The organism is uncultured Bradyrhizobium sp. (genome assembly GCF_936928535.1).
GTDB lineage: Bacteria > Pseudomonadota > Alphaproteobacteria > Rhizobiales > Xanthobacteraceae > Bradyrhizobium.
Genome location: NZ_CAKZHY010000023.1, coordinates 1 through 25,586, shown reverse-complemented (window position 1 = coordinate 25,586; position 25,586 = coordinate 1). Strand labels below are relative to the sequence as shown.

Sequence of the window (25,586 nt, the reverse complement as noted above, 5' to 3'; positions counted from 1 at the left end):
AGTGTCCGTAACATAACATCTGCCATCCGAGGGCGCATGAATATTCGAGCCAATCTGCGTAGATTGATCAACGAGGTCGGCTGCGACTTTGTTCAACAACTGCCTTATCCGCATGTAGAGCTGTTCTTCTGGCGACCTGATGATGGAACGATCAATTTTGGCGACTATTTGTCCCTCGTCGTGGTGGAACAGCAACTTCGACGCAGCGGTCATACGCTTGCCGACGAAACCTCACGCCAGGCGCGGATGTTTGCGATCGGCTCGGTTCTGCACTACGCACGCAATGACGACGTAATCTGGGGCAGCGGCATCAACGGGCGCCCGGGTCAGGACGATCTCAATCGTCGCGTTCAGTCGCTGGATATTCGCGCGGTGCGCGGTCCTCGCACTCAGGAAATTCTGCGGCGACGCGGACTTTCCGTGCCCGACGTTTTTGGCGATCCTGCGTTGCTGCTCCCACGCCTGTTCCCTGATCGCTTTCAACGCCGTCGCGTTCGTCCGTGGATTTTCGTGCCCAATCTGCATGATCTCCACATGATCGATCATGACGCGGCCAATGTGGTCAGCCCGCTCGGATCATGGAATCGGCGCATTGAGGCCATTCTCGAGGCAGACCTTGTGCTGGCGAGTTCCCTGCACGGCTTGATCGTCGCGGAAGCCTACGGAATTCCCGCGCGCTACGTGCGGCTCAGCAAGGGCGAAGCTGAATTCAAGTATCGTGACTATTACGAAGGCACCGGCCGGTTCGACGTCGAATTCGCCTCCAGCCTCGTGGAAGGCCGCGAGATGGGAGGCGCCGCGCCTCTCAGCTTCGACCACCAATCCTTGATGGATGCCTTCCCGATCGATCTCTGGCGCGAGACACGCTGATATGGCCAGGCGCTTCAGGGTGGCGATCTATGCGCCGCATTTCGCCGAATATTCCTATCGACTGGCCGCCGCATTGGCCAAGCATTGCGACGTCCGCCTGGTGCTCAATCGGAAGGACGCCAATCAACAATGGAATCTGGACTGGATTCCGGCCCCCGCATCGTTCGACACGCGAATCCGGGATCTGAGCTTGCGCCGATCCGGCGCCATCGGACTTCCGCGGTCGTTTCTCGACATTCTCGCGTTCCGCCCCGACATGGTTCATTGTCACGAATGCCCGGAATATTTCACCGCCGGGCTGATGGAGCTCCTGCGCCTCACCAGCCTCCCGCGCGTCCTCACCGTCCATGACGCCATTCCGCACTCCGAAGGCGGCTCAGGCACGAATACAAGTGAAGAGCGGCTGCGGGACCGTATGCGTGCCGGCGCCACACATGTGACGGTGCATGGACAGAGCTGCGTGGCGGACTTCGCCCGTGCATCGCCTGATTACCGCGGCGAAGTGACGTCCTCCATGCATGGCGTGTTGATGGTGCCATCCGCAAACAGCACGCCGATTCAGGCGGTCGAGGGCCGCATCCTTTTCTTCGGACGCATGTGGGCCTACAAGGGCCTCGATGTCTTCCTCGACGCCATCGACATGCTTTCAAAGCGCGGCGTGCGTCATCAGGCTGTCATTGCCGGCCGTGGGCCCGAGATGACGCGTTTTGGTGCGCGGATGGCCGGTATGGCTTCGGTCAACGCCATCGACACGTATGTCTCGGCCGAAGACACCAGCACCCTGTTCCAATCGGCTGAAGTCGTCGCGTTACCTTACAAGGATGCATCGCAGAGCGGTGTGCTGGCATCCGCCTATGGCAACCACCGCGCCGTCGTCGCAAGTGCGACCGGAGGCATTCCCGACGTCGTCACCGACGGTGTCAACGGCCTGCTTGTGCCGCCTGATGACGCTGCGGCGCTGGCCGATGCCCTGGAGCGTGTCCTGACGTCCAGGCCGTTGTCGGCGAGCCTGACGGACGGCGCACGGCAGACGGCAGAGGGATCGCTGAATTGGGATCACATCGCCGAACGCCTGTTCACGACCTATCGTCGTATCGCCGGCGTCACCGCCTGACGACACCGCTTGCTGGTGGCAGCGGCTGCTCGAACTTGTCGAGCGGCCCGAACAGCAGGCCCCGTAGCGCACCATCCAGGACACGCCTCAGCCTGACTTCAATCAGCTGGTAGCTTATCGCGCTCGCAACCAGCGATGCGACGAGCCCCAGGATGATGAAGGCGAACCAGAGCAGCCAGCGGTCCGCCCCCATCGCGACGAGCTTCAGCCCCGTCATTTGCAACGGAAACAGCACGAAGGGATGCACCAGATAGAGGCTGTAGCTGATCTTGCCCACGAACTGCAGCGCCGGCGCGCTCAGCGCGCTGCCGATGCCCGAGCTAGGTGCGAGAACCATGCCGAACAGCAGGAATCCCGGGAGCAGCGCAACGAAGGGATGAAACAGCACCAGGCTCGCATACATGGCGACGCCGCACACCACGCCGGCAGCTAGTCCCAACCATCCCGAGACCGGGAACCGGAGCCCGGTGGCGCTGAAGAACATGCCAATGCAGAAAAAGGCCGTGATCGGCCAATGCAGCACGCAGGCGAGGCCAAGCAGTACCAACGGCGCCGCCATCATGCGGCCGCCGAGGCGCAATGCGGCGAATGTGACTGCAAACCAGATGTAGAAGGCCCACTCGTAAGTCAGCGTCCAGGCGTTCTGCTGCGCGATCGGCAGACCGAGTGCATCCTGCAGAAAGAACAGGTTCGCGAAGAATATGCCGAGATAGCTGCCGGCATCGATGCCACGGAAGAATTTGTAGCCGACGATTGGCCCGACCACGAACAGCGTAACGTGCAGCACGAGAAAGACCGGCATGATGCGAAGCACGCGATCGAAGAAGAAGCGGCCCAGCGACCCATGCCGGACAAGGCTCGCCGGAATCAGGAAACCACTGATCATGAAGAACAGCTCGACGCCGTGCCCGCCCACGTTGATCACTGACTGGAGCCAGGGCCAGAGCGGCGGCAGAAAGCCGGGGTTCGCAATGTCGTACATGCCACCCTTTGGCATGTCGTAGAAATGATCCATCAGCACGCTCAAGGCCGCGATGGCGCGAAGCCCCTGGACGGACGGGACGAACGATCCGTCATACGCCACGTCCGGTTGCCTCAAAGCGCCGCTCACTCCGCGGCTCCCTGCGTGCTGAGGGTCGGCTCAAGCACCGGCCGCCGTCGGCGCTCGGAACGGAAACGGTGCCCGAATGAAATCGATGGCTTCTCGACCAGAGAATATGTGGTCCAGCTGACCAGGATCGACAGCGCCATGATGAGGCCAGCGAAGACGGACCACCCCAGCGGACCATCACCGAACCACACCAGGCGATGAACCCAGACGATCACGAACGGCGACATCAGATACACCGAGTAACTGACCACACCGACGAACGCCATCGGGCGCCAGGCCATCCTCTCGCCGAACGCGGCAAAGGCGATGAAGACCAGAGCGGCGCAAATGTAGGCCGATCCAATCGAATAGCTGTAGAAGAAGTTCTCCTGATATACGCCTCCGAACCGCCTGTCGGCCAGGGTGGCGGCGAAAATCGCATAGAGAAGCGTGCAGACCGCGACATGCCGCCAGCGCAATTTGCCGCCGATGACGGCATCGCGGACAATCTTGCCCAGGAACATCGCAGAGAGATTGAGCCCGACCTCCATCAGGGATGAGACCGTCCTGTTTGCAATCAACAGCGCGGCCATAGTCCCGATCAAGGCAGCGGCGCCGACAATCGCAACCGCCGTGAAGCGCCTGTTCAGCAAGCCCATGGCAAACAGGATGGTGCAGCTGATGTAGAACAGCAGCTCGATGGCCAGCGTCCAGTAGAACACCCAGAGGTTCGGGATGTTGGCGAATGTCTGCAGCATGGTCACGTTGGCGATGACCTGCGAGACGGGATAAACAGTGGAATCCAGCACCAGCATCGTGGCGAGCCCGATCACGATCGAGGTCCAATAGGCCGGATAGAGCCGGAAGAACCGGCTGATCGCGAAATCGCGGACGGGCGTCGCGCTGTCCGGAAAGCTGAACGGAATCACGAAGCCGCTGACGAAAAAGAACAGGACGACCCCAAAGCGTCCGAAGTTCATGTAGTAGCCGATCATGTCGTGAAACAGCCAATAATACGCGCCGGTCGGGTGCTTCTGCACGATCACTTCGAGCACGTGCTGAAGCAGCACCGACAGCACCGCGATGCCGCGCAGCGCATCAATGAACGCGAGCCTTTTATGCATGATCTGATCTCACCTGCCCGCACCCAGGGCCGTTCCAGGCACATCAGGGTCGAATTGATCCAGCGAACGGATCGGCCGCGGCAACTGCACCGGAGTTACGCTACTCGCCCGCGCGGCCGTCGCCCGCTTGGAAAACACCTCGCTGAAGCTCAATGCGATGATCAGAAGGCCAGACGCCGGGCCATAGTTCAGGACCGTGATCGTGAACATGTTGACGACAAAGATGAGCGTCAGCTTGTATACGTCGGTTGCCCCGAAATTCGCCCGGAACACCATCACCATGAATGCGACGAAAGGCAGCCCGAACATCAGGTAGGTCCCGATGTAGAAATTATCGACGGGCACCCAGAACGACGCCAGCGGCGAGAACAGTTTTTGCGGATAGTTGAAGCAGCCGGCGCCGCAGCCCGTCACCAGCCCGATCGGCATGAGCTGGCTCATGTAGACGAACGGCAGCTGCCAGCTGTTGTTGATGCGGTCCAGGATGCTGAACATTGTCGAGTGCGGTATCGCCGCGGTCCCCGACGCAACCACGATCATAAAGAACGGGACAAAAATCGCCGCGAACGACCACAACGCGATATTCCGGATGGCCGGGAAACGCGACTTCTCGGGCAGCATGCGGACGAGCACCAGCAGCACCAGGTACAGCACGAGCACGATCATCGTCGTCTTGCTGGTGGTCAGGCGGATCGTGTACACGGCGATGGAGCCAAACAGCAGACACCACAGCGTGCTTTTGCGAATCGACGTGATCGCGAACGAAACGAGGATGAAGAAGGCCGCCATGGTGTTGTCGGCGGCAAAGCCCATCAGGCGCTGATCGTCTCCGCCGTAGGCCCACCACAACCGGCCCGCCTCACGGACAGCGCCGAACGATTCATATTTGTATCCGACCCAGGGCATCACGTAGTACTTGGTCAGGATCACGCCAACGACCGAAAGATAGAAGGTCACGGCAATGATCGAGAGCAGCTTTCGGTAGGAGCCCAGGCTCGAATCGCAGAAGCAGAACCCGACGAATATCGGCAGCATCATCTTGAAGGCCGATATCGCCGCGTTGCCGGTTCCCATCATGAAGTAGCCGAGCACGAGCGAGAGCATGACCTGCAAGAGCGTCAGCGTCGCCAATGTACTGCGGTTGCGCAGGATACAATGCATGATGAACTGGACGAGGCACAGAAGCGAAATGCCGTCCGGCAGGTACCAGAGCGGATCCACGTGAAGGATGCTGGTGGCGTAGCGGATCACGCCGCCGAAGGCGTCCCGGATCAGATAGGTGCCGAGCGCGATCGCCTCGATATTGAGGCTGATCAACATGATCCGCGGGCGATGCAGTGCAAGCGCAGTCATATGCAGCTCAGTTGGTCAGCCGCGCCGACGGCGCGGGCGATGCCGAGAAACCGGACCGGCGTCCCAGAAGGTTGCGAAGGAGCTTGCCGCCTGGAATCTCGACGTAACGGTAGGTGTAGTGCGACACCACGAACACGGCGGCGAGTGACGCGACGAGATTCAGCGTCGCAGGCAAACCCGGCCAGACCGAATCGAATGCCGCAATCCGCGATGCCCCGAGTGCGCGCACGAAATACTCGGCGAACAGCACCACCAGCGCATGCACCATATAGATAGAGTAGGACCGGCGCCCGAGCCACACCAGCGGCCTCGCCACCAGCATTCGGGGGACCAACAACGCGTCAGGAAACGCCAGCAAGCTCCCGAGAAAGAGCGAGAAAATCAGCGGCGCAAGGAAGCTGGCGGCCGGATAGGCCTCGACAATGCCCACGAGAACAACGCTGGCGATCATGGCCGCCAGTTGCACGATGCCTTGCGTGACCGGCCCCGGCTTGCCGGGCAACCGGCGAACCACCCTCACCGTTACTACGCCCAGGAAGAAGCTCACGAAACAGCGCAGGATGCCGAAATCGGTCTGCAAGCCCAAGCTCTTCTTGTCGAGCACGAACACGATGAAGACCAGGCTTCCGGCCGCGATCAGGCCCGAGAGCGCATAGAATAGCGACAGCGATCGCATGCGCTGGGCCAGCAGCACCACCAAGCCAAAGACCAGGTAGGTATAGAATTCGACGCTGATGCTCCAACTCGGCGCATTCCAGCTGAGATAGTCGACAAACCCGAGCGAGTGCAGAAGAAAGACGTTGAGCAGGAACGAGTAGGAATTGTTCACCTCGAAGGCGGCCGGCGCCGCGACCACGAGTCCGGCCATGACCAGACTGATGCGCAGCAGGCGAAACAGCAGATTCGCGGCCAGCATCACAATATGCAGCGGATACACGCGCGCCAGCCGCCGCACCATGAAGTCGCGCAGCGAGAAGCGGCCGAACTCCCCCTCAATGGAGCTGAGCGACATCACCATTCCGCTGAGAACGAAGAACAGGTCGACCAGCAGCCACGAGCTGCGGAAGAACGAGCAGTTGATCCACGCATTGTGGGGGAAGATCGCGAGGAAGGTCGGCATCAGCAGGAGATGGTGAATCACCACGGAGGTCGCGGCGATACCCCTGATGCTGTCGAGCGGCAGGACATGCGCCTTCTCACGATGAACCGACTCCGTCACATCCACATTCCGTAGCTATTGCGCCGCAGCACTCTGTAGGACATCGCGCGCGGTTTGCAATCCTTGCGATCGACGACGCGCTTCTGATGCATGACGGTCGACTGCAAATTCATCGCTCGCTGTTCGTTCCGACATGCGGAGGACAAGTTCGCGCCACTTTTTTCGATTGCGCGATGATTTCGCGCGATCGATTCATGCTTGCGGACATTTGCGAGCAAAGTTTGCGCGAAATCCGGCGTTGTTGAGATCGCTTTGAAACGCGCAACATTGCGAATTTATCTCTCATGGCGTGGAACAAAATCGCGCGTTGTCGGATATGTCAGCTTCGCGACAAGTAGTGCGCCTCACGAATCTTCAATCTGCAACATTCGTGGGCGGCAAACTGCCAATCTCGCAGGCATTGCAACTCCTCGTTACACAACCGCAGGCAAGGGAGCAGCGTGTTTGCCACCGATACGATTGAATGAAACCGACTTTTGCGCCGCACAAAATTTGACACAGTTACCTGTCAGATTCACTCGCGCTCGTTAGCAGAATGAAGGGACACGAATGGGCAGCGGATCACCACGTCGTCGATCGAAGCCACTGTGGCTGCCAATCATCCTAGCGTCATCTGCAATGATCGCGGCGAGTCTCGGCCCCTGCGAAGCTCAGTGCGTCGAGTTCTCGGACCGCGCCTCGCAGATCGACATCGACGCATTCGTCAAATCGCCATCCTCGCTTCTGGTGCGATTGCGCAACGACAAGGAGAAGCTGAAGTACCGGCTCTCCACTTACGTCGCGACCAATCCTGCCGTATTGCCGTCGGTGCAGACGCTCATCACGGAATCGACGACCGACGATCGTTCGGCGATCGGCTCTGCGCTGCGGCTCGCCGAAGCCAGATGCACAACGACGAAGCCGGATGCCGCGCGCAAGATCAAGGATTTCACCAAGCGGATCGGCGATCTCTCGGTGCAGGCAGGCTATTCCGCAGTAGGAGAAGACGATTCCGGCGCCCCGCTGCCGCCTCGTGACAAGACTTCGACGCAACCCTCAGAGGGCAGAGCGCTCCTTGAAGGGGAATGGAAGACGAAATTGTCAGATCCGTTCAAGCCCGTTCCCATTCCTCAGTGATCATAAGGCAGCCGTCCGCAAATGTATCAGCCCAGAGAACAGTTCCAGTCGGGTCATAGGTTTGCCATCGAGTTTGGCGGAGCGGTCCTGAGCTTCGAGCGCGTGACGGACGTGCTCCGCCGCCAATGGCCTGTTATCGCGACGTGCGTCGGAGCCGCGCTTGCGCTGGTGCTCGTCTATCTGGTCACGGCGCAGCCGATGTACACGGCAAATGCGCGCATCATGATGGACACGCGCCAGACCCAGGTTCTGGACAAGGACAGCGGAACCAACAGCGCTCTCATCGATACCGGCTTTGTCGACAGCCAGGTCGAGGTGATCAATTCGGACGACCTCATCCTGTCGGTCGTTCGCCGTCTGCACCTGACCGAGGACCCCGACTTCAACGGCTCCCATCCGGGCGCCCTCGCCCTCGTGCTCGGCAAGATCATGTCGCTGTTCGAAACAGGCGAAGCCCCTTCGCAGGATCGCATTGAGCATGCCGTGGTCGAGGTGATTCAGAAGAATCTCAGGGTCGAGCGTGTCCTGCAGACCTATGTGCTTTCCCTCAGCTATAAGGCTCCCTCACCGGACAAGGCGGTCAAGATCGCCAATGCGATCGCCGATGCCTACATCGTAGGCGCGCTCGAGGCCAAGTATCAGTCCACCAAGCGTGCGACCGAATGGCTGCAACAGCGCAGCGTCGAGCTGAGCGAGCAGGCCAGTGCTAGTGACCGGGCAGTGCAGAGCTTCAAGGCGGAGCACAACATTGTCGGGACCAGCCGAGGATTGATGTCCGAACAGCAGCTGTCTGATCTGAACACGCAGCTGGTTCAAGCCAGGGCCGCAACGGCCGAAGCCAAGGCGCGCCTCGACCGGATCCAGAATGTGTCCGACCAAGATCTCGCCCAGCCGACGGTGACGGACGCCCTCAACAACCCGGTCATCACGCGTCTGCGCGCCCAGTATCTCGACCTTCAGGCTCAATATTCTGATTGGTCACGACGATACGGCGCAACCCATCAAGCGACGATCAACCTCGCCAACAAGATGGAGGAGCTGCGCAAGAATATTGCGGACGAGATCCACCGGATCGCAGATGCCTATCGCAGCGACTATGAAATCGCAAAGAGCCGTGAGGCGTCGCTCGACAAGAACGTGAAGGACCTCGTCGCCCAGGCGGGACACACCGGTCAGGCGGAAGTCAAGCTGCGCGACCTCGAAAGTGCGGCCGACACGTATCGCAATCTCTACAACAACTTCCTGGAGAAGCTGCAGAGCGCTACGCAAAATCAGAGCTTTCCGCTCAGCGAGGCGCGCCTGATCAGCACCGCGACCAAGCCCGATCGAAAGAGCTCGCCGCGGACGGTCCTGGCCTTGATCGGAGGCCTGGTCGGCGGTCTTTGTCTCGGCTTCGGTTGTGCGTTCGCCCGCGAATTCCTCAGCGACGTGCTGCGGACCCCCGGCGAAGTCGAAGAGGAGCTCGGCGTGAAGTGTCTCGGCGTGCTCCCCGACGTGCGTCCCCCAAGCAAGGCAAGCGCGTTGCTTTCCAAGACCGCCAGCAGTGGCACTCCGGATCTCTCCCGCTACGTCGTGGACCATCCGTTCTCGCGGTTTGCGGAAACGCTGCGCAACATCAAGGTGTCGATCGACGTCGCGCGCCTCACTCGGGAAATCAAGATCATTGGCATCGTGTCATCGCTTCCGAAGGAAGGAAAAACGACGGTCGCGGCCAATTTCGCCCAATTGATCGCCCTCACCGGACACCCCACCCTCTTGATCGACGGCGATCTGCACACGCGTTCATTGACCCGTGAGCTCGCGCCCAATGCCAAGACCGGACTTGTCGAGACGCTGAGCGACCCGGCCAGCCTCGGCTACCACGTCCAGCGCAGCAAGGAGACAGGCCTGGATTTCCTGCCATCGGTCGTTGCTTCGCGTCTGGTCAATTCGGCTGATGTGATCGGCTCGAAGGCCATGGCCGAGCTGCTCAAATCGCTGAGAGAGCATTACGAGTACATCGTGATCGATCTTGCGCCGGTCATGCCAGTGGCCGATTCCAAGGCCTTCAGCCCGCTCATCGATGCCATGGTCTACGTGATCGAATGGGGACAGACGACGCGATCCGCGCTCCAGGAGTCCATATCAGGCTCGGAAATGCTTCAGAAGAAGCTGCTGGGTGCCGTTCTCAACCGCGCCAACCCGAAGATGCTCAAGCGCATCGAGGCCTACAAGGGCAAGCACCATAACAGCTACTATGTGGAGCACGCCTGAGCGCCCACTCTCCTCGCCGGATCCCACCGGCGCAATCGAGCTTGTGAGCCCTCCGGCCTGCCGTCTTCGGGCGGCCGCCGCATCGAAGCCATCCGCCGGTCGGCTCCCGCGTGGGCCGACCGTTTCATTCGTCGCCCGATCGGGAACCCGCGGGTAGTTCCGCTTTCACATAATAAATTTGAAAACTGCCGCGAGCCGGACGAGCGCGCAGGGTCGCGCCCGGTTCAGCACGAATTGAACTCCGTATTCGTCCGGAATCCACATCCCGCCACCGTTGCCTTAGCTGAAAGCCGGGATTGACGGGCAGCCGACGGCCGCGACATGGTCCAAGACGCCATTTTGGTCGTCGTCGAGCTTTTCCTGGTCCTTAGTGATGATCGGCAGCCGCAGGCTTAGACACCTTTTCTTTCGAATTCCCTGAGGCTAAGTTGAGCTCATACTCATTGCTCGTTTTTGGTGGGTTCGGATGCTGATCCTCCTCACTGTTTTGTCGATTTGGGTCCTGCTCAACATCCTCTTCGTGTTGATCGTGGTTCCGCCCCGCAAGTCGCGCCGGCAGGCGAGGCCGCTCGCGACCACGCTTTCTCCGGCCCCCATCGATCCGAGCCAGCGAGAACTCGAGCAAGACGAGCCGTTCTCCCTCCGCCATGTCGTCGCGTCGGTTGCGATGGGAGCGTTCTTCGTGCTGGTGCCGCCCCTGCTCGCGCTGCGTGACGCCATCATGCGGCTGTTCGGGAAGTCGCGGCAAGGCGGCAGGTAGAGACGGCAGACAGCCGGAGCGACGCCCCAGCTATTCTGACGAGGTCCCGGCTGGCGTATCGGCGGCCTAATAGGCCTCCTGGAACATCACGGCTGACGCCGTCCGCGCCATGATCTTCAGATCGAGCCAGATGCTCCAATTGCTGACGTACCAGACGTCGTATTCGACCCGCTTTTCCATCAGATCGATCGTCGGTGTCTCGCCGCGAAGGCCGTTCACCTGAGCCCAGCCGGTCAGGCCGGGCTTCATGTGGTGGCGGTAGACATATTTGCTGATGAGCTCGTCGTAGTAATTGTCATGGGCGAGGGCGTGCGGCCGCGGCCCGACCAGGGACATATCGCCCCGCAAGACGTTCCAGAGCTGCGGCAATTCGTCGATGCTCGTCATGCGAAGGAAACGCCCGATCTTGGTCACGCGGGCATCTTTCCTGGTCGCCTGAGCGATCGTGTGACCGTTTTCGGAAACGGTCATCGTCCGGAATTTCCAGATATCGAATGGCTTGCCGTTGAACCCGCGCCGCGACTGCCGGAAGATGACGGTTCCGGGCGAATCCAGCTTGATCAGCATGGCGACGGTCAACAGCAGGGGCGTCAACACGACGAGCGCGAAGATCGCTACGCCGACGTCGAGACAGCGCTTCTGCAGACGCTCGAAGATACTCAGCGGAGGCCGCTGAATCTCCACCGCCACGGTCCCGCTGACGGGCAGGAACGGGCGCGAGACGATATCGGCGATGGAATCGTCCGGCAGAAGGCGCACAGGCTGCGGTACGGCACGCAGGTATTGGCCGAGCTTTCGAAGCATCGGCAATTCGTCCCAGTCGATCGCGAGAAGATACTCATCCACATCAGCAAGGCGCGACTGGCGGATGACATCCCGAACTTCGCGCTCCCAACGGCCATCGTCGCTCTCGTCTACCCCGAGCACGAAATGACGCACGACATCGAAGCCGTTCCGGCGCAGATCCTTGAACCGGCCCGACGTGAAGTCCAGCGGCTTGAGACTTAAGAGCACCACCTTGCGATCCACCAAGCGGCTTCTCGCAAAAGTCGTGCCGAGCACGACCTGCCAGCCGAAGCGGAGGCTGATCAGCCCAAGGCCCCCCATCGCCGCGAAGACAATCACTGTGCCGCGGGACAGGTTGTCGGTCGACTTCAAGAGGAATGCCGCGACCGCAAGGACCGTCAATGACACCAACCAGATGAAGACGGCCTTGCGCATCTGCCAGACAAGATTGAGGAGGCGGTGCGTTGCGTAGACCTCCTGAAAGTAGGCAAGCGCGACGAATACAAGGCCAACGATCAATCCGGCGCCAACCGAAGCGCCGTCGGCAGTCGACGACGTCGCAAAGCTGTAGAGAGCGGAGCCGGCGACGTAACTGAGCAAGATCAGCAGAAAATCAGCCGCGATGACGACGATCTGAAACGGCCGCTGGAGAGGGGTGCCGCGAGACAGTGACGGCGAGTACGCCTTCTCAGAACCATAAGTTGCAACAGCCATTCGAACCTCTACGTATCGAGAGAGCGCCAGACGTATTTTGTGATGCTGAAGACTCGTCTCTTCCCCACGCAGAACGTGTTCAGTGATCGCAGCGACATTGTGGCGCTGCACGCAAAACTTTTGCGATGCAAAGCCATCGCCATTTATCGAAGAGCTCTTTCTGATTCCGTTCGCTTGGAAGCTCGTCACAGTGCTGACATATCCGCGGACACGCTGCCCTATTTTGAATCAAGTTCCACATCGAAGCGACGCACGGAAGCCGCGCAAGCCGATTTTCAGCTCAGCATTGAGGCACAAACTCCGCGCCGCGAATACCCGCCAATCAAATGCGAGAATTTCCTCGGAATACCACCTCCGGACGTATCGTCATTTTTGCATCGAGACATGAATCTTTCGCCGTCGCGACCTGCACAGCAATGCATCCAGGCAGTTGGCCTCATTGTTGCACCGCATCGTCACATGAGGAGTGGGCAAGAATTGCCGTGCCTTCCTTTTGGCAAGATCAAGCTTGAGAAGCACGCCGATAATGCTCCCGTTCGATTGGAATTCTCTGGTGCCGGCGTCTGTCGACCTCGCGACCGAAAGCGCGCCATGATATCTGGTGCCAGACCACCCTTGCCGATTTTCAAGCCGCAATTGCCGGACGGTGTTCGCATCTACGCGATATCGGATATTCACGGCTGCGCTCATCTGCTTCGGCCCATGTTGCGCGTGATCGACGCCGACGTCGCCCACCGCAGGCCACGCTATGCCATCGAGATATTCATGGGCGACTATATCGATCGTGGACCGGACACGCGTGCGACCCTCGATATCCTGGTCGAACGCAGCCGTCGGGGAAACGCGGTTTTCCTCAAGGGGAATCACGAGGCATTTCTGGTGAGAATCTTCGAAGACCCCTCGTTATTCGAGGATTGGATCGGCGTCGGCGGAGCCCAGACATTGATGTCCTACGGACTTGCGCCGCCAGATCTGAAGCGAGACGAACCGGCGACGATCTTGCGCGACTTAATTCGCGCCATGCCGACCGAGCATCTGGAGTTCCTGGACAATTTGCGATTGAGCTTTACTTGCGGGGACTTCTTCTTCGTTCACGCCGGCGTCCGTCCGGGCGTCCCCCTCGCAGAGCAGACCGAACGCGATTTGCTCTGGATTCGCGACGAGTTCCTGCGAAGCGACCAACAGTTCGGGAAATATATCGTCCATGGCCACACGCCGGTCCGCAGCGCCGAATTTCAGGCGAACCGTGTCAACATCGATACGGGCGCCTATGCCACGGGCAATCTTACCTTGATGAGCATCCAGGGAAGCAGAATGCTGGCGGTGTGACAGGCGCGGGCAAGGATCCAATGGATCCTCGACGAACGCGAAGCAGACAGACGGATTAGTTGAGCAGATGAGGCGTCAGCCGAGCACGGGTCTCGGCCATCCAATTGCTCCAGGCCCGCTCGTGTTTGACATAGAGTTCGAGCCAACGCTCGTTAGGCTTGTGCTGACGGATACCGGACTCATTGGCAAGGAGTTCAGCGCCCGGGCGGGCTTCCCCACTCTCCAGACTCTCGAACTCGATCGTCTCGGAAATCGTCAGACCGACCAGAACGCGTTGGCCGGCACCGTCCATGATGTAGCGCCGCGGAGCATCCTTCTTTGGCTCACTCATGTCGTTGTCCCCTTTGAATTGATGCGAAGCACGTCTGCCGCATGACCCGACGGAACCTAGAAGGCCCGTCGCGCATGTCCGAAAGCTGAGGTCGGAGCAGGACTCGCCGATGAGCGTAAGACGGAGGGGAAACAGTTTGCCAACTTCCGTCGGACACGCCAGGCGCGCAATGCGTATCCCAGGGCGAGCCCGGAGCAGAACAGCGATGCAGAGACAGAGGCAGAAACCATTGAAGGCGTCCTTGAAGGAGTCGGTCCTGCATCAAGAGTGAGTAGTGTGTCGACATCATGATTCCCGGCGCGCAAAGATTGTTCACGCGCGAGCCCGGGTGCGCGGCAGCGGGCTCGATCCAAAAATCCAAACCAAGCATCTGTCCTCGTCTCTTTCACGGTCGCGCCATTTCTGGCGTGGCTCAGCGCTTCGAACCGGCTGAGCCCGACAGCGTTGCGCCCGGGACAGCTCGTCCAAGCATTTTCTGCCGCCTGACGCCCTTGCAACCTTTTGGAAGCCATCGCATTATTCCGTGCCTCATTTCATAGGGATTCAATCCAATGAGCTTCCGAGCCGTTATTCCATCGATTGCCCTCTCTGCACTCCTCATCGCTTTGACCGCACCCGTGGCTTCCGCCGCGGAGTTGGAGCTTGCCCCGATGCACCATCGAGCGGCCCACGCGGCTTACGTCCAAACCGGTCTCGTATTTTGGGATGACGTCTACCCGCCCGCGATCTATGGCCCGCAGCTCCGCCCGATCGAAGAGGTCGCGGGCATGAAGGCGGCCGCCCGCCCGGTCTCACAGCGCTGGTGGGGTTACTGGTACGTGCGCTGACGTGCGCCGCCACCGCAACTGACGAAACACACCGATCCATGAACCGCCGCGCCGGGCAACCGCGCGGCGGTTCTGTTTGTGATGCAGCCCCAGTCAAAGCAGAGGTTCGTGACGCCCGTCACATACCTGACGAGAGCGGCAATGCTAGGCGTAGTCACATCGGCGTCGAATGAACGCGCCAGGTCAAGGAGCACATCATGACTAACGCAATCAATACGCAGAGCGAGGTTCTGAGTGAACGCGAACTCGACCGCGTGAGCGGCGGCATCAAGGGCGCACTCGAGGGAGTGTGCAGGAAAGACGAAGCAAGGAGCGACCCTGCTCAAATGTTTCAACAGATTTTGCAGCAGCTGACCCAAGGACAGTAAGCGTACCGGCGATGGACCAAATGGCGCGGCGTGTTCTCTGCGGGCGCTTTCTGGTTGGCTGGTCTTTGAACAACTTCGCCATTGGCCATTGCGCGACCTTGTGAAATGTCCGGTTGTCCGCCTGTGTTGAGACTTGAGCGGACATCCGGCACCGCAGCTTGGGCGACGATATCCGTCGACCGAATGGACCATCTGGCAGTCTCACGTCGCCTCATCTAGACGCAGCGCGCTTTGCTAATGACCGGTTCGATGGTCGTTCACCTGGCCACCACCTCCGGTTTGGTGGTTCTGTTGCTGGGCTGGCCATCCCTCGAGGCCGCCTTGCCGGCAGGATGAACTGGTGCACGCGGGATAGACCGAGATCTCGCCCGGAGGAGCATCGCCGCGGTGGTCGCGCACGACGACATTGTTCGAGCCGTTGGGCCCAAACGTACCGTTCGTGCCAATTTGTCCCCTGCCGCCGGCATCGGCCGCGGTGGCCAATGACAAGATGAACATGACGAGCACACTCGACCGAGCAACGCACCTGACGATGGACATGTAAGTCTCCTTGTCTATCAAACCTGCATCGAAAAACGACTTGTTGGAGCCCTACGGAATCCGTTTGCACTTTCCGTTGAAGCATTCGAAGCAAGCCTTGCTGGTGCATCCGGTCGCATATCCAGGCGAGTCGGCTCCCAGCGAGCAGTCTTTGCCCATTCGTTTGCATGCGTTCACCAAGTCGCCTTGTTTGGCGGCAAATGCCGATGTCGGCAAAGCGCCGGTGCTGACGAGCGTGAGCGCTGCTAATCCAAGCAGGCCCGCCCAAAGCTTCGTGCAGTTGAACATAGCCTCCTCCAGGGATACGGACGTAAGTTGGAGCCGATTGAAGAGGCCGCCGATACTGGGACGGCCTCCAATTGCGAGCTGCGTCTGGGAAGCCGAGCTCAGAACGGCGGCTGCCCCGGCCCCGAGCCCGGGCCGAACGGGCCGCGAAGGTTGCCCGGGCCTTGCAGGCCGCCAGCGATGAAACCGCCAACCCACAAGACGGCGTCCTTGATGGCGCCGCCGATGGCGCGGAAGGCGTCTCCGAGCCAGTTGCCGCCGACGACAGCTTCGAGTTCTGCATCGTTCAGTTCGATGATTTCCGATTTTGCATGTGTTGGGTTCAGCATGTTGGTCGCTCCTGTTCAAATGATGGATGTGATGAGTTGTTGAATGCTTGGTTCTCAGCGGAGGAAGATGCCACCCTGCAGCCAGGGGTTCGGCCCCATGGGCTGATGGGTCGTGATCTTCCCATCCACAATCCACGGGCCGATGCAGCCTCCGTCATTGATGAAGCCGCCGCACACAGAGCTCAATTCGCGCTCGTCCAGTTCTTTGCGATCTCGGTTGCTACGCTCGGTCATTTCTGTCTCCCGCTGTTGTGGAGGGTCCATCCCCTCTCATCTCGTGGACGCAGGAGTACCGCAGCCCGTGCGGTTACACCGTGAGACGGATCACAAAGGCGAGCGACTGGCTTTTTGCGCAAAAGAAGCCCGATTTCGCAGTGGGTTCCGACAGACTGCCAGCATCCTAGAAGCTCGAAAGAACAAGCTTGAATTAGGTTTCGAGCCCTAAACGCTGGTTTGACCTGCTTCTTGGTTTGAAGGACCGGAGGGTTTGCGGCCGATCAAAGCATCTGCCGCTGCGCAAACGCTGCAAAAACCCCCGCTGCGGCGGTCAATTCCTCGAACGTCCCCGCTTCGACGATCTTGCCGTCAACAAGCACGATGATCCGATCCGCGTTCTTGACGGTGCTCAGCCTGTGAGCAATGACGATCCGGGTGACGTTCAAATTTTCCAATGCATCACTCACGATGGCCTGGGATCGATTGTCGAGCGAGCTCGTCGCCTCATCGAACAGCAAGACGCGCGGACGTCGCGCGATGGCGCGCGCGATCATGATGCGCTGCCGCTGCCCCCCGGAAAGGGTGCTCACGCCCTCGGATATCTGGGTCAGCATACCCATTGGCATTGCCTTGAGGTCGTCTTCAATTCCCGCAAGTCGGGCGGCGTCCCACACCTGGTCGAGCGAAAGCCGAAGTCCCCCGCAAATGTTTTCGTAAATGTTCCCATTCGCGAGCCGAGCGCTCTGCAACACGACGCCGAGCTGGCGCCGCACAGCACTTACATCCAGCGTGTCGATTGATTTTCCATCGTAGAACACCGCGCCCGATTCCGGCCACTCGAATCCCAGCAGCAGCCGGAACAAGGACGACTTGCCGCCGCCGGAGGGCCCGACGACCGCGACGTATTCGCCCGGCGCGATCTTCAAGGAGACATTGTCGAGCACCAGAGGGCCGCTAGACAGATAGCGGAACGAAACGCGGGCCAGCTCGATCGATCCAGACAGCTCTCCCGGCGCCTTTCTGTCGTCCGAAATCTCCGTTGGGCTTGCGATGAGAGGACGCAACCGGAGCAGTGGCGGTATCGCAATCAGCGCTTCACTGACGCCACCGGCCCAGGAGCCGACGGCCCCCATCGATTGCCCGAAGGCGGAAAAGAAGGCGAAGAATCTGCCGAGGTCCGTGAGAAGATTGCTGTTCGAATAGGACGCGTAGGCAAAGATGATCAGCGTTGCGATGGTCGGAAATGCCGTCTCGAACGCGCCAAGGCCGTTGCTAGCGAGCTGTGACGACACGAAATACTGCTTTTGCGTCGCGAACTGCTTCGACCAGATCCCGAGGGCGCGCCCGGTCGCCCCCGATACCCGCAATTTGCCCACACCCGTCAGCAATTGGAGGACGAATCCGCTGACCTTGCCCTGCTGGTTGAAGTGCTTGTTCTCGAAATAGAGCCGCAGCAGGTTGGTCGAGATGATGGCGGCCGCCCTGACGAATGTCAGCCCAATCGCGAGCAGCGCCAGCTTTGGACTGTAGTAGATCATCAAGCCGAAGCTGAAGATGCAGAAAAGGCCGGCTATGATGCCTCGGAGCGCGTGACCCGTCAGGGCACGACGTGCGGCGTCGATACCCATTGCGCGGTCGACTAGCTCGCCTGTCGTGAATTTCCGGAACACCGCGGTGGGCAGCCTCAGCATGCGATCGATCATCGCCGACTGCAATCGCAAGTCGATCAGGGCTTCCATGCGGAGCATGACAAGGCCTTGCATGACCTGGACGCCAACTACCGCAAGGGCTGTCAGGCCCAACGCGAGGCCACAGAAGACGAGCTGGTCGAGCTCGGATCTCGGGATGATCGAACTGATCAGCAGATTGGTGACGAAGGGCGTCACCAGAGACAGAAGCCCGATCACCACGACCACCAGGGCGATGCGCAGCCCGCTGCCACGCGCATAGCGCAGCGCAAATTGCAGAAGGTCCCTGAACTTCAGCGAGCTTGACGGCAGTGGCGGATACAACATCGCCGCGTCCGGAGCGATCTGTGCCGCCACGGTGCGACTGACCGGCCAGCGCGCCTTGGTTTGCGGATCGATCATGACGTAGCCACGGCGCGGCTCGTAGATCAGGGCGACCGGCTCGCGCTTCTCGCCGAACCAGCCGACCAGCGGGCCTGCGTCGGTTCTCCACCAGCCCGACCGGAGCACGACCTGCCGGAGCCGCAGCCGAGAATTCAGCGCGATCTGCGTCAGCCCGGCGAATTCCTGCCCGCTGCCATCGAGGCGACCGGAGAGCGTGATCGGTGTACGCATCGCGCTTCCGACGAGTTGGCAAGCGCCCGCCAGCCGATCGGAATACGATGCATCGACCGCGTCATGATCGAAACGCCGCACGATGATGCCGGAGAGACGATCGAAGGCTTCCATGGACTGCGACGCCGCAAGGGCATTGCGGCTCATCAGCCGCTCGCTCTCGCTTTGCCTGCCGTGGACCAGAATGCGCTCGACGCAGGCAATGAAACTCTGGTGAAACTGATCGACGGCCGGCCAGATCGCGGTCGGCACTGCGCCGGTTGCAACCAGGTCGCAGCCTTCCGGGCCCGCCTCGACCCACAAGCCTGACGTGAGGGGCAGAGGCTGGCTTCCGGCGGCGTATGGAGCGGAAACGCCCATTAGGCTGATGTCGCCGCGCTCCGCAGTCAGCCACAGCACGCCACGCATGGGGCCGCGGCCGCCTTGGTTCGGTGAAAGTTCGGCCTTGCCCTCCGGCAGCTCAGGCATTTGCCACGGAGGTGTGGGCCCCGCGACGAAGCGCGCGAGCCGTTCGATCCAGCGTGTGACCTGGGCCGGTGTCACATCGGACCTGGACCGCGCAGATGCCCGCGTGCCTTCCGTCCCCACCGCAATGAAGCGTGCGCCGCCTCCGGCTGGGACAGTGATCTCCGGGAGATCGGCGACGACGTCGCCGCTTTCGATCCGAAACAGATGGCGTCTGCGCCCGCATTCGCCCTCCTCGGTATCGACCGCGAAGATATCGAGATGACCGGCAACGACCTCAAACGCGTAGCCATGGTGATCGAGCAAAATGGGTTTGCGACCATCGAGTGACATGTCGATCGGAAGCGTCGCCGATCTGAATAGGCTCGCGCCGGACACAATGTTTTCAGCCGGAGCGGTCATTCCTGGGACACCAGCCTTGCATATTCGCCATGCTGGCCCAGCAGGCTTTCGTGCGTCCCGCGCTCCACGATCTTGCCCTGCTTCAACACGACGATCTCATCGCAATCCCGGATCGTGCTCAGACGATGTGCGATGATGATGCAGGTACAGCCGGTGCGGCGCAAATTTTCGTCGATTGCCTTTTCCGTGACCGGATCGAGCGCAGCCGTGGCTTCGTCGAGAACGACAACGGAGGGACGGCCGACGAGGGCGCGCGCGATCTCAATGCGCTGTCGCTGCCCACCGCTGAAATTCGTTCCACCCTCGCTCACATAGGAATCGTAATTGCCGGCTCTGATGGCGATGTCGTCCTGGATCTCTCCGTCTTTCAGCGCCCTGGTGAGATCGGTGTCCGGCGTAGTCCGGTCCCATAGCGTGAGATTGTCGCGCACCGTTCCTTCGAACAGGAAGATGTCCTGATCCACGTAGGCGATGGAATTGGCGAGGATTTCGGATGGAACCTCCGCAAGCGGAGCCCCATCGATCAGGATCTCTCCTGCCCAAGGCTTGTTGAGTCCGCAAATCAGGCGTCCCAGGGTCGATTTACCGCTTCCGGACGTGCCAACAATTGCCACGCGCGATCCCGGACTGATGTTGATCGAAAGCTCGGAGATGAGAGGCGGCTCAAGCAGTGAATAGCCGAACTGTACATTCCGGAGTTCGATGCGTCCGGCAAGCTTTGCCGGGAAGCGCCCTTCGGATCCGCTGAGCTTCGGCTTGTCGCCGAGCGGATAGTTGTAGACGTCCTCAAGGCGATCGAGGGCGCCCCGGATCAATTGAAGGGCGCTCGCCTGATTGACCAGCGTTGCGACCGGCTCCGAGAAGCTTGCCATCAGCGACTGGAAGGCGACGAGGCTGCCGAGCGTCAGCGACCCCTCGATCACCCGCAGGCCTCCGAGGATCAGTATCGCCGTCATGCTCAGGCCGGAGATCAGGGTCGGGATCATATCGAGCAAGATTGACGACAAGGCGAGGTCGCGCTCGGCATTGAGAAGCTTGGCGTGGACACCGGACCATTGCCCGAAAGCCTCGTCCTCGAGACCGCTTGCCTTGATCGTCTCGATGGTCCTGACGATGCTGACCACCGCCCCTAACGACTTGCCGCGCTCTTGCGAGAGCCCACGGCTGAGGTCCTCCCGACGCCGGTGCGACAGGCGCAAGGACAGAACATTGAGCATCGACAGGGCGACGCAGATCGCGGCAAGCCACGGATCGTAGACCACCATTGCGAACGCAAAGAACACGACGGAGGTGAGGTTGAGCACGTTGGCCGCAATGCCGCCCGCAAGCAGCCGCGCGATCTGCTCGTTAGCCGCAACGCGCGTTGCGATATCGCCGGCATGGCGCTGAGTGAAGAACTCCATCGGCAACGCCATCACCCGCCAGAGAAACCGGCTGATCATCACCACCGAGAGCTTGGTCTGCAGCCGCAGCAGCAGCGACTGTTGGACGAGCGTCAGCGTCGTACGGATCAGAGCGGTGACGGCCATGCCGACCAGGAGCGGACGCAACCACCCGTCTAGATGTTGGATCAGGATATCGTCGATGAAGATTTTCGAGAAGCTCGCGGCGACCAGGCCCGGAAGAACCATGATGAAGCTGAGCAGGACAAGCAAGCCCACGGCCGCCTTTGACCCGCGCACCTCGCGAACCAACAGGCGCAGTCCGCCGGGCTTGCTCCCTTGCGCGACGAACGCCGCCGTCGGCTCCATGGTGAGCACGACGCCGGTAAAGCTCCTGTCCAGCTCGTCAAGGCCAATTCGCCTGCGCCCAAAGGCAGGGTCGTTGATGTAGGCGAACTTTCCATCGATCCCGTCGAGAACAACGAAATGGTTGAAGTTCCAGTGGATGATGCAGGGCGTCGGCGTCGCGCTCAGCGTCGAAATTTCCTGCCGGAATCCCTTGGCGGACAGGCCGAAGCGCCGCGCGGCCCTGACGACGTTGCTGGCCTTGCTGCCATCGCGCGACACGCCGCATTCGACCCGCAACTGCTCGAGCGGCACCCACCGGCCATAATGCGCCAGCACCATGGCGAGACAGGCTGCGCCGCATTCCGCCGCCTCCATCTGCAGGACGGTGGGTGTCTTCTTGACTCCTCGACTAGGCTTGACAGACCTATCCATCGATCCCGGTCAGCTTCCTGATGAGAGGAACAACGAGATCCAGCGGACGCCGGTTTCGGGTGGTGATCTCGGCCTGAGCCAGCGTGCCGCTCGTCAGGTGAACCGGAGGTCCTTTTCCGACGGCCCATCGATAACCGCTCGTCGTCGAGTCGTCCCGCTCCAGAGATACGGTGACTGCATAGGGCGCGCCGTCGTGGGAGAACACCTTGACCAATTGGTCGTTGTGAAGCACCGCGGTCATTCCCTGCGGAGTCACGGGAAACTCCGAAACGCTGGAGACCATCCCGATCATCATGCCGAACTCCTCGCGCTTGACGGTGCTGGGCGCGATGCGCACCTGAGAGCCTGGCTTGACGCTCTTGCCTTGCTCGGCGGAGATATAGATGACCGCCTCGAGCTTCGCGCCCTCGTCTTCGATCAGGACGACCGGGGTGCCGACGGCGAGCACCGAACCGGTCGATGTCTTGATCTCCAGCACGCGACCCGTGATCGGGCTGATAACCTGCGAATTACGTCCCAGGGTCCCGGCGAGGGCCTGCATCTCGCGACGCGAATTGTTGGCCGCGAATTCGGCCTGCTGCAATTCGTGCTCGCGCTGGGTTTCGAGATCGGTCTGCTGCGCATGCAGTTTGAGAATCTCGTTTTGCGAGTCCGTTCGCCGTTGCTGCGCCTCGGTCAACTCGAGACGGCGATCCTCCAGCGTCTTTCGTGTGGTCAAACCCTTGACCATCAGCTGCTCGAGATTCTTCACGTCGATGTCCAGGGACTGAACGCGCTGCCCGGTTGCCTCGATGACCTTGTTGAAGGCTGCTTCGAGCTTCTCGAGATTGGAGGCCTTGACTGCGAGCTCCGATCTCACTTTCTCGGCCATGTCATCATGCTCACGCTGGCGCTCTTTGTAGGCTTCGGCAGCGTTTGCGTATTTTTGCTCGATGTCGGTCTGCGAGATCTGGGCGATAATCTGACCGCGCTCGACATGGTCGCCGACGGAAATACTGAGCGAAGCGAGCCGTCCTTCCGCGGCAGAGACGGCATCGACAACGCGACCGCTGCCGACTAGAATTCCTTGTCCTGACACGCGCGAAGGAATCCTGCCGTAGATCCCCCAGACAAGCGCCGCAATCAGCGCGACCGTCAAGACGACGGCCAGGATCCAATCGGCCGGCTTGGTGATCGCGACGAGATGATCGAGTTCGTCCGGAGATGCGGCGCGTTGCAACGCGCTGGCGCGAAAAATATGTTCGGGACCGTCGGTCACGCTTCAAATCCTCGCAAACGATCTCGACGCAATCACTTTCAGTTCGTCAAAGAGGGCCTGGAAAGGCCGGAGCAGGCGCCAATGATAGCTAGGAGCGGATTTTCCTACAACGGTTGCGTTCCCGGCGCCCCATGCGAGGCCTGTGGAAACAAGACGATTGAGGGTTCCATTGTACAGCGCTATTGTCTCCCTTGAGGGCAATGGGATTGTTGACGCAGAGAAATTCGGGCGTCTGAATGAGATGGCAAGCGGACAGGGTGAAACGTGCCGGCGCAGTCCGCGTGGTTGCCAGCCGACTGGCGTGGCAATGCCTGGGATTGCTGGTCGCAACGAAGATGTGCGTGGCCGGTGTCCTCAGCCCCGCCGACTTGAAGCGCGTCGAAGATCTCAGGCCCATGTTTGCCGGCCTGATGGCGGACCTCGTCCAAACCACTAAACGGACCGACATTCCTGCTGTAGACGCAGATTGCGTCAAAGCCACTATGCAAAATCTTGTCGAGATTTCCCAAGAGCTATCCAGTTACGAATATCTGATCACGATCGAGAAGGAGCTGACGAACGTCAGCGAAAATGACCCCACGCGCGACGTGGTCAAGTTTGCCGTTGAGCAGTCGATCAATATTCTTTCCAGCCAGCGTAAGAAGATTGCGCAACTTCCCGATCAATGCACCAGATCGGCTGTCGCGTCAGCGAAATCCCAGCAGGCTCTCCAGGTCGTTGATGCGACGACCGGGATTTTGAGTTCCATTCGCTCCCGGCTGTGACCTGGGTGCACCCGCCGGGCGGGCGCTACCCCCCAAAAGCCGGCTCAATAGCACCTCTGTGACCCGTCTCACGGTCTAACCGCACGGGCTGCGGTACTTCTGCTGGCACGAGATGAGAGGGGATGGCCCTCTACAACAGCGGGAGACAGAAATGACCGAGCGTAGCAACCGAGATCGTAAAGAACTGGACGAGCGCGAATTGAGCTCTGTGTGCGGCGGCTTCATCAATGACGGAGGCTGCATCGGCCCGTGGATTGTGGATGGGAAGATCACGACCCATCAGCCCATGGGGCCGAACCCCTGGCTGCAGGGTGGCATCTTCCTCCGCTGAGAACCAAGCATTCAACAACTCATCACATCCATCATTTGAACAGGAGCGACCAACATGCTGAACCCAACACATGCAAAATCGGAAATCATCGAACTGAACGATGCAGAACTCGAAGCTGTCGTCGGCGGCAACTGGCTCGGAGACGCCTTCCGCGCCATCGGCGGCGCCATCAAGGACGCGGTCGAGTGGGTCGGCGGCCTCATCTTCGGCGGCCTGCAAGGCCCGGGCAACCAGCGCGGCCCGTTCGGTCCGGGCTCCGGGCCGGGGCAGCCGCCCTTCTGAGCTCGGCTTTCTCGAGCGACCTCGCGAATTGGAGCGGCCTCAGTTGGCGGCTTCTTTCATTTCCAAAGCGAAGGTTAAGTCTGCCGGAAACTACCGCCAGGTCGCCAAGACGCTGAAGGACCTGAGCAAAAGCAACTAACCACGAAAAGATTCTATCTATCGTTTTGCAGTTGCTACAACCTCTCCTTGCTACAACTCGAACTGAGGGCTAATCCTCCGCAGAGGAGACGAACAACGTTCATCGCGTTTCGTCCTCGACGCAGTGGCCGCGCGAGCGATAGTCGCTCGGCTCCGGCACCCACAATTTCTGCTTCGATGTGCACGCTGAATCCGTTTTGCCGACATCACCCGAAGCGGACAAGAAGGAAGCGTCACCAGCGACGGCCGGCGAACAACTGCAGTTTAGGGGCACATGCGACAAACATCCGATATGCCTTCCCTTTGCCTGACCTGCTGTAGCGCTTCGCAGTGTTGATCAGTGCCGAGAGGGCGCAGACGCTTCTTAGTGGCCTGCCGCGCGTTTCTTTTCGTACATGGCCTTTACACCCGCGAGGCAGGCGCGGATCTCCGGCCCATAACCGACCACACGACGCGCTTCCCAGTCGTCCATGGTGTATTTGCCGTGTGTAATGCGGCTTACGCAAGCCCGGCCTTCTGGAGTTGATGCCGAGGCGACAGACGTCAAGGGTATTGCGATCAAAGCTATTGCGGAAGCGAGCCGTAGAAGCTTCATGAATCACCCGTGATTGAACGCCGCCTATCGTACACGCGGAGCCACGTTCGACAAGATTAGCGAAAGTAGTAGACCCGACCAGCTAAGAAACATGGTTGAAGTCGCAGTGGTGGCCCGTGGCTGACCTCCACCCCTGGCGCGGCGATGTCCGCTTCCGAGAGATGACCCGACCAATGGCATGCGGCTGCCGAGGGTAGTCTTTGACCCGATGTATGGTCCGGCCGCGCGTCGCAAGAAGATTTCGTCGAATTGGCGGTGAGCG

Annotated in this window: 24 protein-coding genes; 12 read left to right on the top strand and 12 right to left on the bottom strand. The window is 60.3% G+C overall.

Features of this window, described 5'->3' with window-relative positions; translation table 11 throughout:
• Positions 1 to 36: 36 nt before the first annotated feature.
• Positions 37 to 870 carry a polysaccharide pyruvyl transferase family protein gene (locus tag Q0687_RS02955; protein ID WP_298872039.1) on the top strand — a complete coding sequence of 278 codons (834 nt, stop codon included), beginning with the start codon at positions 37 to 39 and terminating at the stop codon, positions 868 to 870.
• A gap of 1 nt (position 871) precedes the next feature.
• Positions 872 to 1,984, top strand: coding sequence for a glycosyltransferase family 4 protein (locus Q0687_RS02950; protein WP_298872037.1), 1,113 nt, complete (start codon positions 872 to 874; stop codon positions 1,982 to 1,984).
• Here the strand turns inward: Q0687_RS02950 and Q0687_RS02945 are convergent.
• From Q0687_RS02945 to Q0687_RS02930, 4 genes are read right to left on the bottom strand one after another with little or no spacing between them, the layout of a single operon-like run.
• Complete coding sequence (locus Q0687_RS02945; RefSeq protein ID WP_298872034.1) at positions 1,974 to 3,095, bottom strand: acyltransferase; 1,122 nt, start codon at positions 3,093 to 3,095, stop codon at positions 1,974 to 1,976. The two genes, Q0687_RS02950 and Q0687_RS02945, sit on opposite strands and share 11 nt — an antisense overlap.
• Complete coding sequence (locus Q0687_RS02940) at positions 3,092 to 4,198, bottom strand: acyltransferase (RefSeq protein ID WP_298872031.1); 1,107 nt, start codon at positions 4,196 to 4,198, stop codon at positions 3,092 to 3,094. The genes Q0687_RS02945 and Q0687_RS02940 overlap by 4 nt, the downstream gene beginning before the upstream one ends.
• Before the next feature lie 9 nt (positions 4,199 to 4,207).
• A complete protein-coding gene (locus Q0687_RS02935; protein ID WP_298872028.1) occupies positions 4,208 to 5,551 on the bottom strand; it encodes a hypothetical protein in 1,344 nt (447 codons plus the stop codon).
• Between the two features lie 7 nt (positions 5,552 to 5,558).
• Entirely contained in the window at positions 5,559 to 6,770 is a 1,212-nt protein-coding gene (locus Q0687_RS02930) for an acyltransferase (protein WP_298872026.1), read from the bottom strand.
• Positions 6,771 to 7,388: 618 nt separating this feature from the next.
• Here Q0687_RS02930 and Q0687_RS02925 point away from each other — a divergent pair.
• From Q0687_RS02925 to Q0687_RS02915, 3 genes are all read left to right on the top strand, one after another.
• A complete protein-coding gene (locus Q0687_RS02925) occupies positions 7,389 to 7,886 on the top strand; it encodes a hypothetical protein (protein WP_298872023.1) in 498 nt (165 codons plus the stop codon).
• Between the two features lie 21 nt (positions 7,887 to 7,907).
• On the top strand, positions 7,908 to 10,139 hold the full coding sequence (locus Q0687_RS02920; protein ID WP_298872019.1) for an AAA family ATPase: 2,232 nt from the start codon (positions 7,908 to 7,910) through the stop codon (positions 10,137 to 10,139).
• A 466-nt stretch (positions 10,140 to 10,605) separates the two neighbouring features.
• Positions 10,606 to 10,899: a hypothetical protein gene (locus Q0687_RS02915; RefSeq protein ID WP_298872016.1), complete on the top strand. Its 294-nt coding sequence runs from the start codon at positions 10,606 to 10,608 to the stop codon at positions 10,897 to 10,899.
• A 66-nt stretch (positions 10,900 to 10,965) separates the two neighbouring features.
• On the opposite strand, the gene Q0687_RS02910 is transcribed toward Q0687_RS02915, so the two are convergent.
• Positions 10,966 to 12,399 (bottom strand): undecaprenyl-phosphate glucose phosphotransferase, encoded by a 1,434-nt coding sequence (locus Q0687_RS02910; RefSeq protein WP_363323920.1) that lies wholly within the window; start codon positions 12,397 to 12,399, stop codon positions 10,966 to 10,968.
• Positions 12,400 to 12,990: 591 nt separating this feature from the next.
• Between Q0687_RS02910 and Q0687_RS02905 the strand changes: the two genes are divergently transcribed.
• A complete protein-coding gene (locus tag Q0687_RS02905; protein ID WP_298872086.1) occupies positions 12,991 to 13,728 on the top strand; it encodes a metallophosphoesterase family protein in 738 nt (245 codons plus the stop codon).
• A gap of 55 nt (positions 13,729 to 13,783) precedes the next feature.
• Here the strand turns inward: Q0687_RS02905 and Q0687_RS02900 are convergent, their stop codons facing one another.
• Positions 13,784 to 14,059, bottom strand: coding sequence for a hypothetical protein (locus Q0687_RS02900; protein WP_298872012.1), 276 nt, complete (start codon positions 14,057 to 14,059; stop codon positions 13,784 to 13,786).
• Positions 14,060 to 14,709: 650 nt separating this feature from the next.
• Between Q0687_RS02900 and Q0687_RS02895 the strand changes: the two genes are divergently transcribed.
• Both Q0687_RS02895 and Q0687_RS02890 read left to right on the top strand, forming a co-directional pair.
• Positions 14,710 to 14,886, top strand: a complete 177-nt coding sequence (locus tag Q0687_RS02895) for a hypothetical protein (RefSeq protein WP_298872009.1) — start codon at positions 14,710 to 14,712, stop codon at positions 14,884 to 14,886.
• Positions 14,887 to 15,083: 197 nt separating this feature from the next.
• Positions 15,084 to 15,254, top strand: a complete 171-nt coding sequence (locus Q0687_RS02890) for a hypothetical protein (RefSeq protein WP_298872006.1) — start codon at positions 15,084 to 15,086, stop codon at positions 15,252 to 15,254.
• Between the two features lie 234 nt (positions 15,255 to 15,488).
• On the opposite strand, the gene Q0687_RS02885 is transcribed toward Q0687_RS02890, so the two are convergent.
• From Q0687_RS02885 to Q0687_RS02870, 4 genes are all read right to left on the bottom strand, one after another.
• On the bottom strand, positions 15,489 to 15,794 hold the full coding sequence (locus Q0687_RS02885) for a hypothetical protein (protein ID WP_298872004.1): 306 nt from the start codon (positions 15,792 to 15,794) through the stop codon (positions 15,489 to 15,491).
• Between the two features lie 386 nt (positions 15,795 to 16,180).
• Positions 16,181 to 16,408 carry a hypothetical protein gene (locus Q0687_RS02880; RefSeq protein WP_298872002.1) on the bottom strand — a complete coding sequence of 76 codons (228 nt, stop codon included), beginning with the start codon at positions 16,406 to 16,408 and terminating at the stop codon, positions 16,181 to 16,183.
• A 54-nt stretch (positions 16,409 to 16,462) separates the two neighbouring features.
• The gene (locus Q0687_RS02875; protein WP_298871986.1) at positions 16,463 to 16,642 is read right to left on the bottom strand and encodes a hypothetical protein; all 180 of its coding nucleotides are present in this window, start codon (positions 16,640 to 16,642) and stop codon (positions 16,463 to 16,465) included.
• Positions 16,643 to 16,905: 263 nt separating this feature from the next.
• Positions 16,906 to 19,041: an NHLP bacteriocin export ABC transporter permease/ATPase subunit gene (locus tag Q0687_RS02870; RefSeq protein WP_298871999.1), complete on the bottom strand. Its 2,136-nt coding sequence runs from the start codon at positions 19,039 to 19,041 to the stop codon at positions 16,906 to 16,908.
• Positions 19,042 to 19,599: 558 nt separating this feature from the next.
• Here Q0687_RS02870 and Q0687_RS02865 point away from each other — a divergent pair.
• Positions 19,600 to 19,722 (top strand): hypothetical protein, encoded by a 123-nt coding sequence (locus Q0687_RS02865; RefSeq protein ID WP_298871996.1) that lies wholly within the window; start codon positions 19,600 to 19,602, stop codon positions 19,720 to 19,722.
• Between the two features lie 68 nt (positions 19,723 to 19,790).
• Here Q0687_RS02865 and Q0687_RS02860 read toward each other — a convergent pair whose 3' ends face one another.
• A complete protein-coding gene (locus Q0687_RS02860; RefSeq protein ID WP_298871993.1) occupies positions 19,791 to 21,956 on the bottom strand; it encodes an NHLP family bacteriocin export ABC transporter peptidase/permease/ATPase subunit in 2,166 nt (721 codons plus the stop codon).
• Positions 21,949 to 23,214, bottom strand: coding sequence for an NHLP bacteriocin system secretion protein (locus Q0687_RS02855; RefSeq protein ID WP_298871991.1), 1,266 nt, complete (start codon positions 23,212 to 23,214; stop codon positions 21,949 to 21,951). The genes Q0687_RS02860 and Q0687_RS02855 overlap by 8 nt, the downstream gene beginning before the upstream one ends.
• A 257-nt stretch (positions 23,215 to 23,471) precedes the next feature.
• Here Q0687_RS02855 and Q0687_RS02850 point away from each other — a divergent pair, with 257 nt between their 5' ends.
• From Q0687_RS02850 to Q0687_RS02840, 3 genes are all read left to right on the top strand, one after another.
• Positions 23,472 to 23,978 carry a hypothetical protein gene (locus Q0687_RS02850; protein ID WP_298871988.1) on the top strand — a complete coding sequence of 169 codons (507 nt, stop codon included), beginning with the start codon at positions 23,472 to 23,474 and terminating at the stop codon, positions 23,976 to 23,978.
• Between the two features lie 151 nt (positions 23,979 to 24,129).
• A complete protein-coding gene (locus tag Q0687_RS02845; protein ID WP_298871986.1) occupies positions 24,130 to 24,309 on the top strand; it encodes a hypothetical protein in 180 nt (59 codons plus the stop codon).
• 54 nt (positions 24,310 to 24,363) lie between these two features.
• On the top strand, positions 24,364 to 24,591 hold the full coding sequence (locus tag Q0687_RS02840) for a hypothetical protein (RefSeq protein ID WP_298871983.1): 228 nt from the start codon (positions 24,364 to 24,366) through the stop codon (positions 24,589 to 24,591).
• The last annotated feature ends 995 nt before the right edge of the window (positions 24,592 to 25,586 follow it).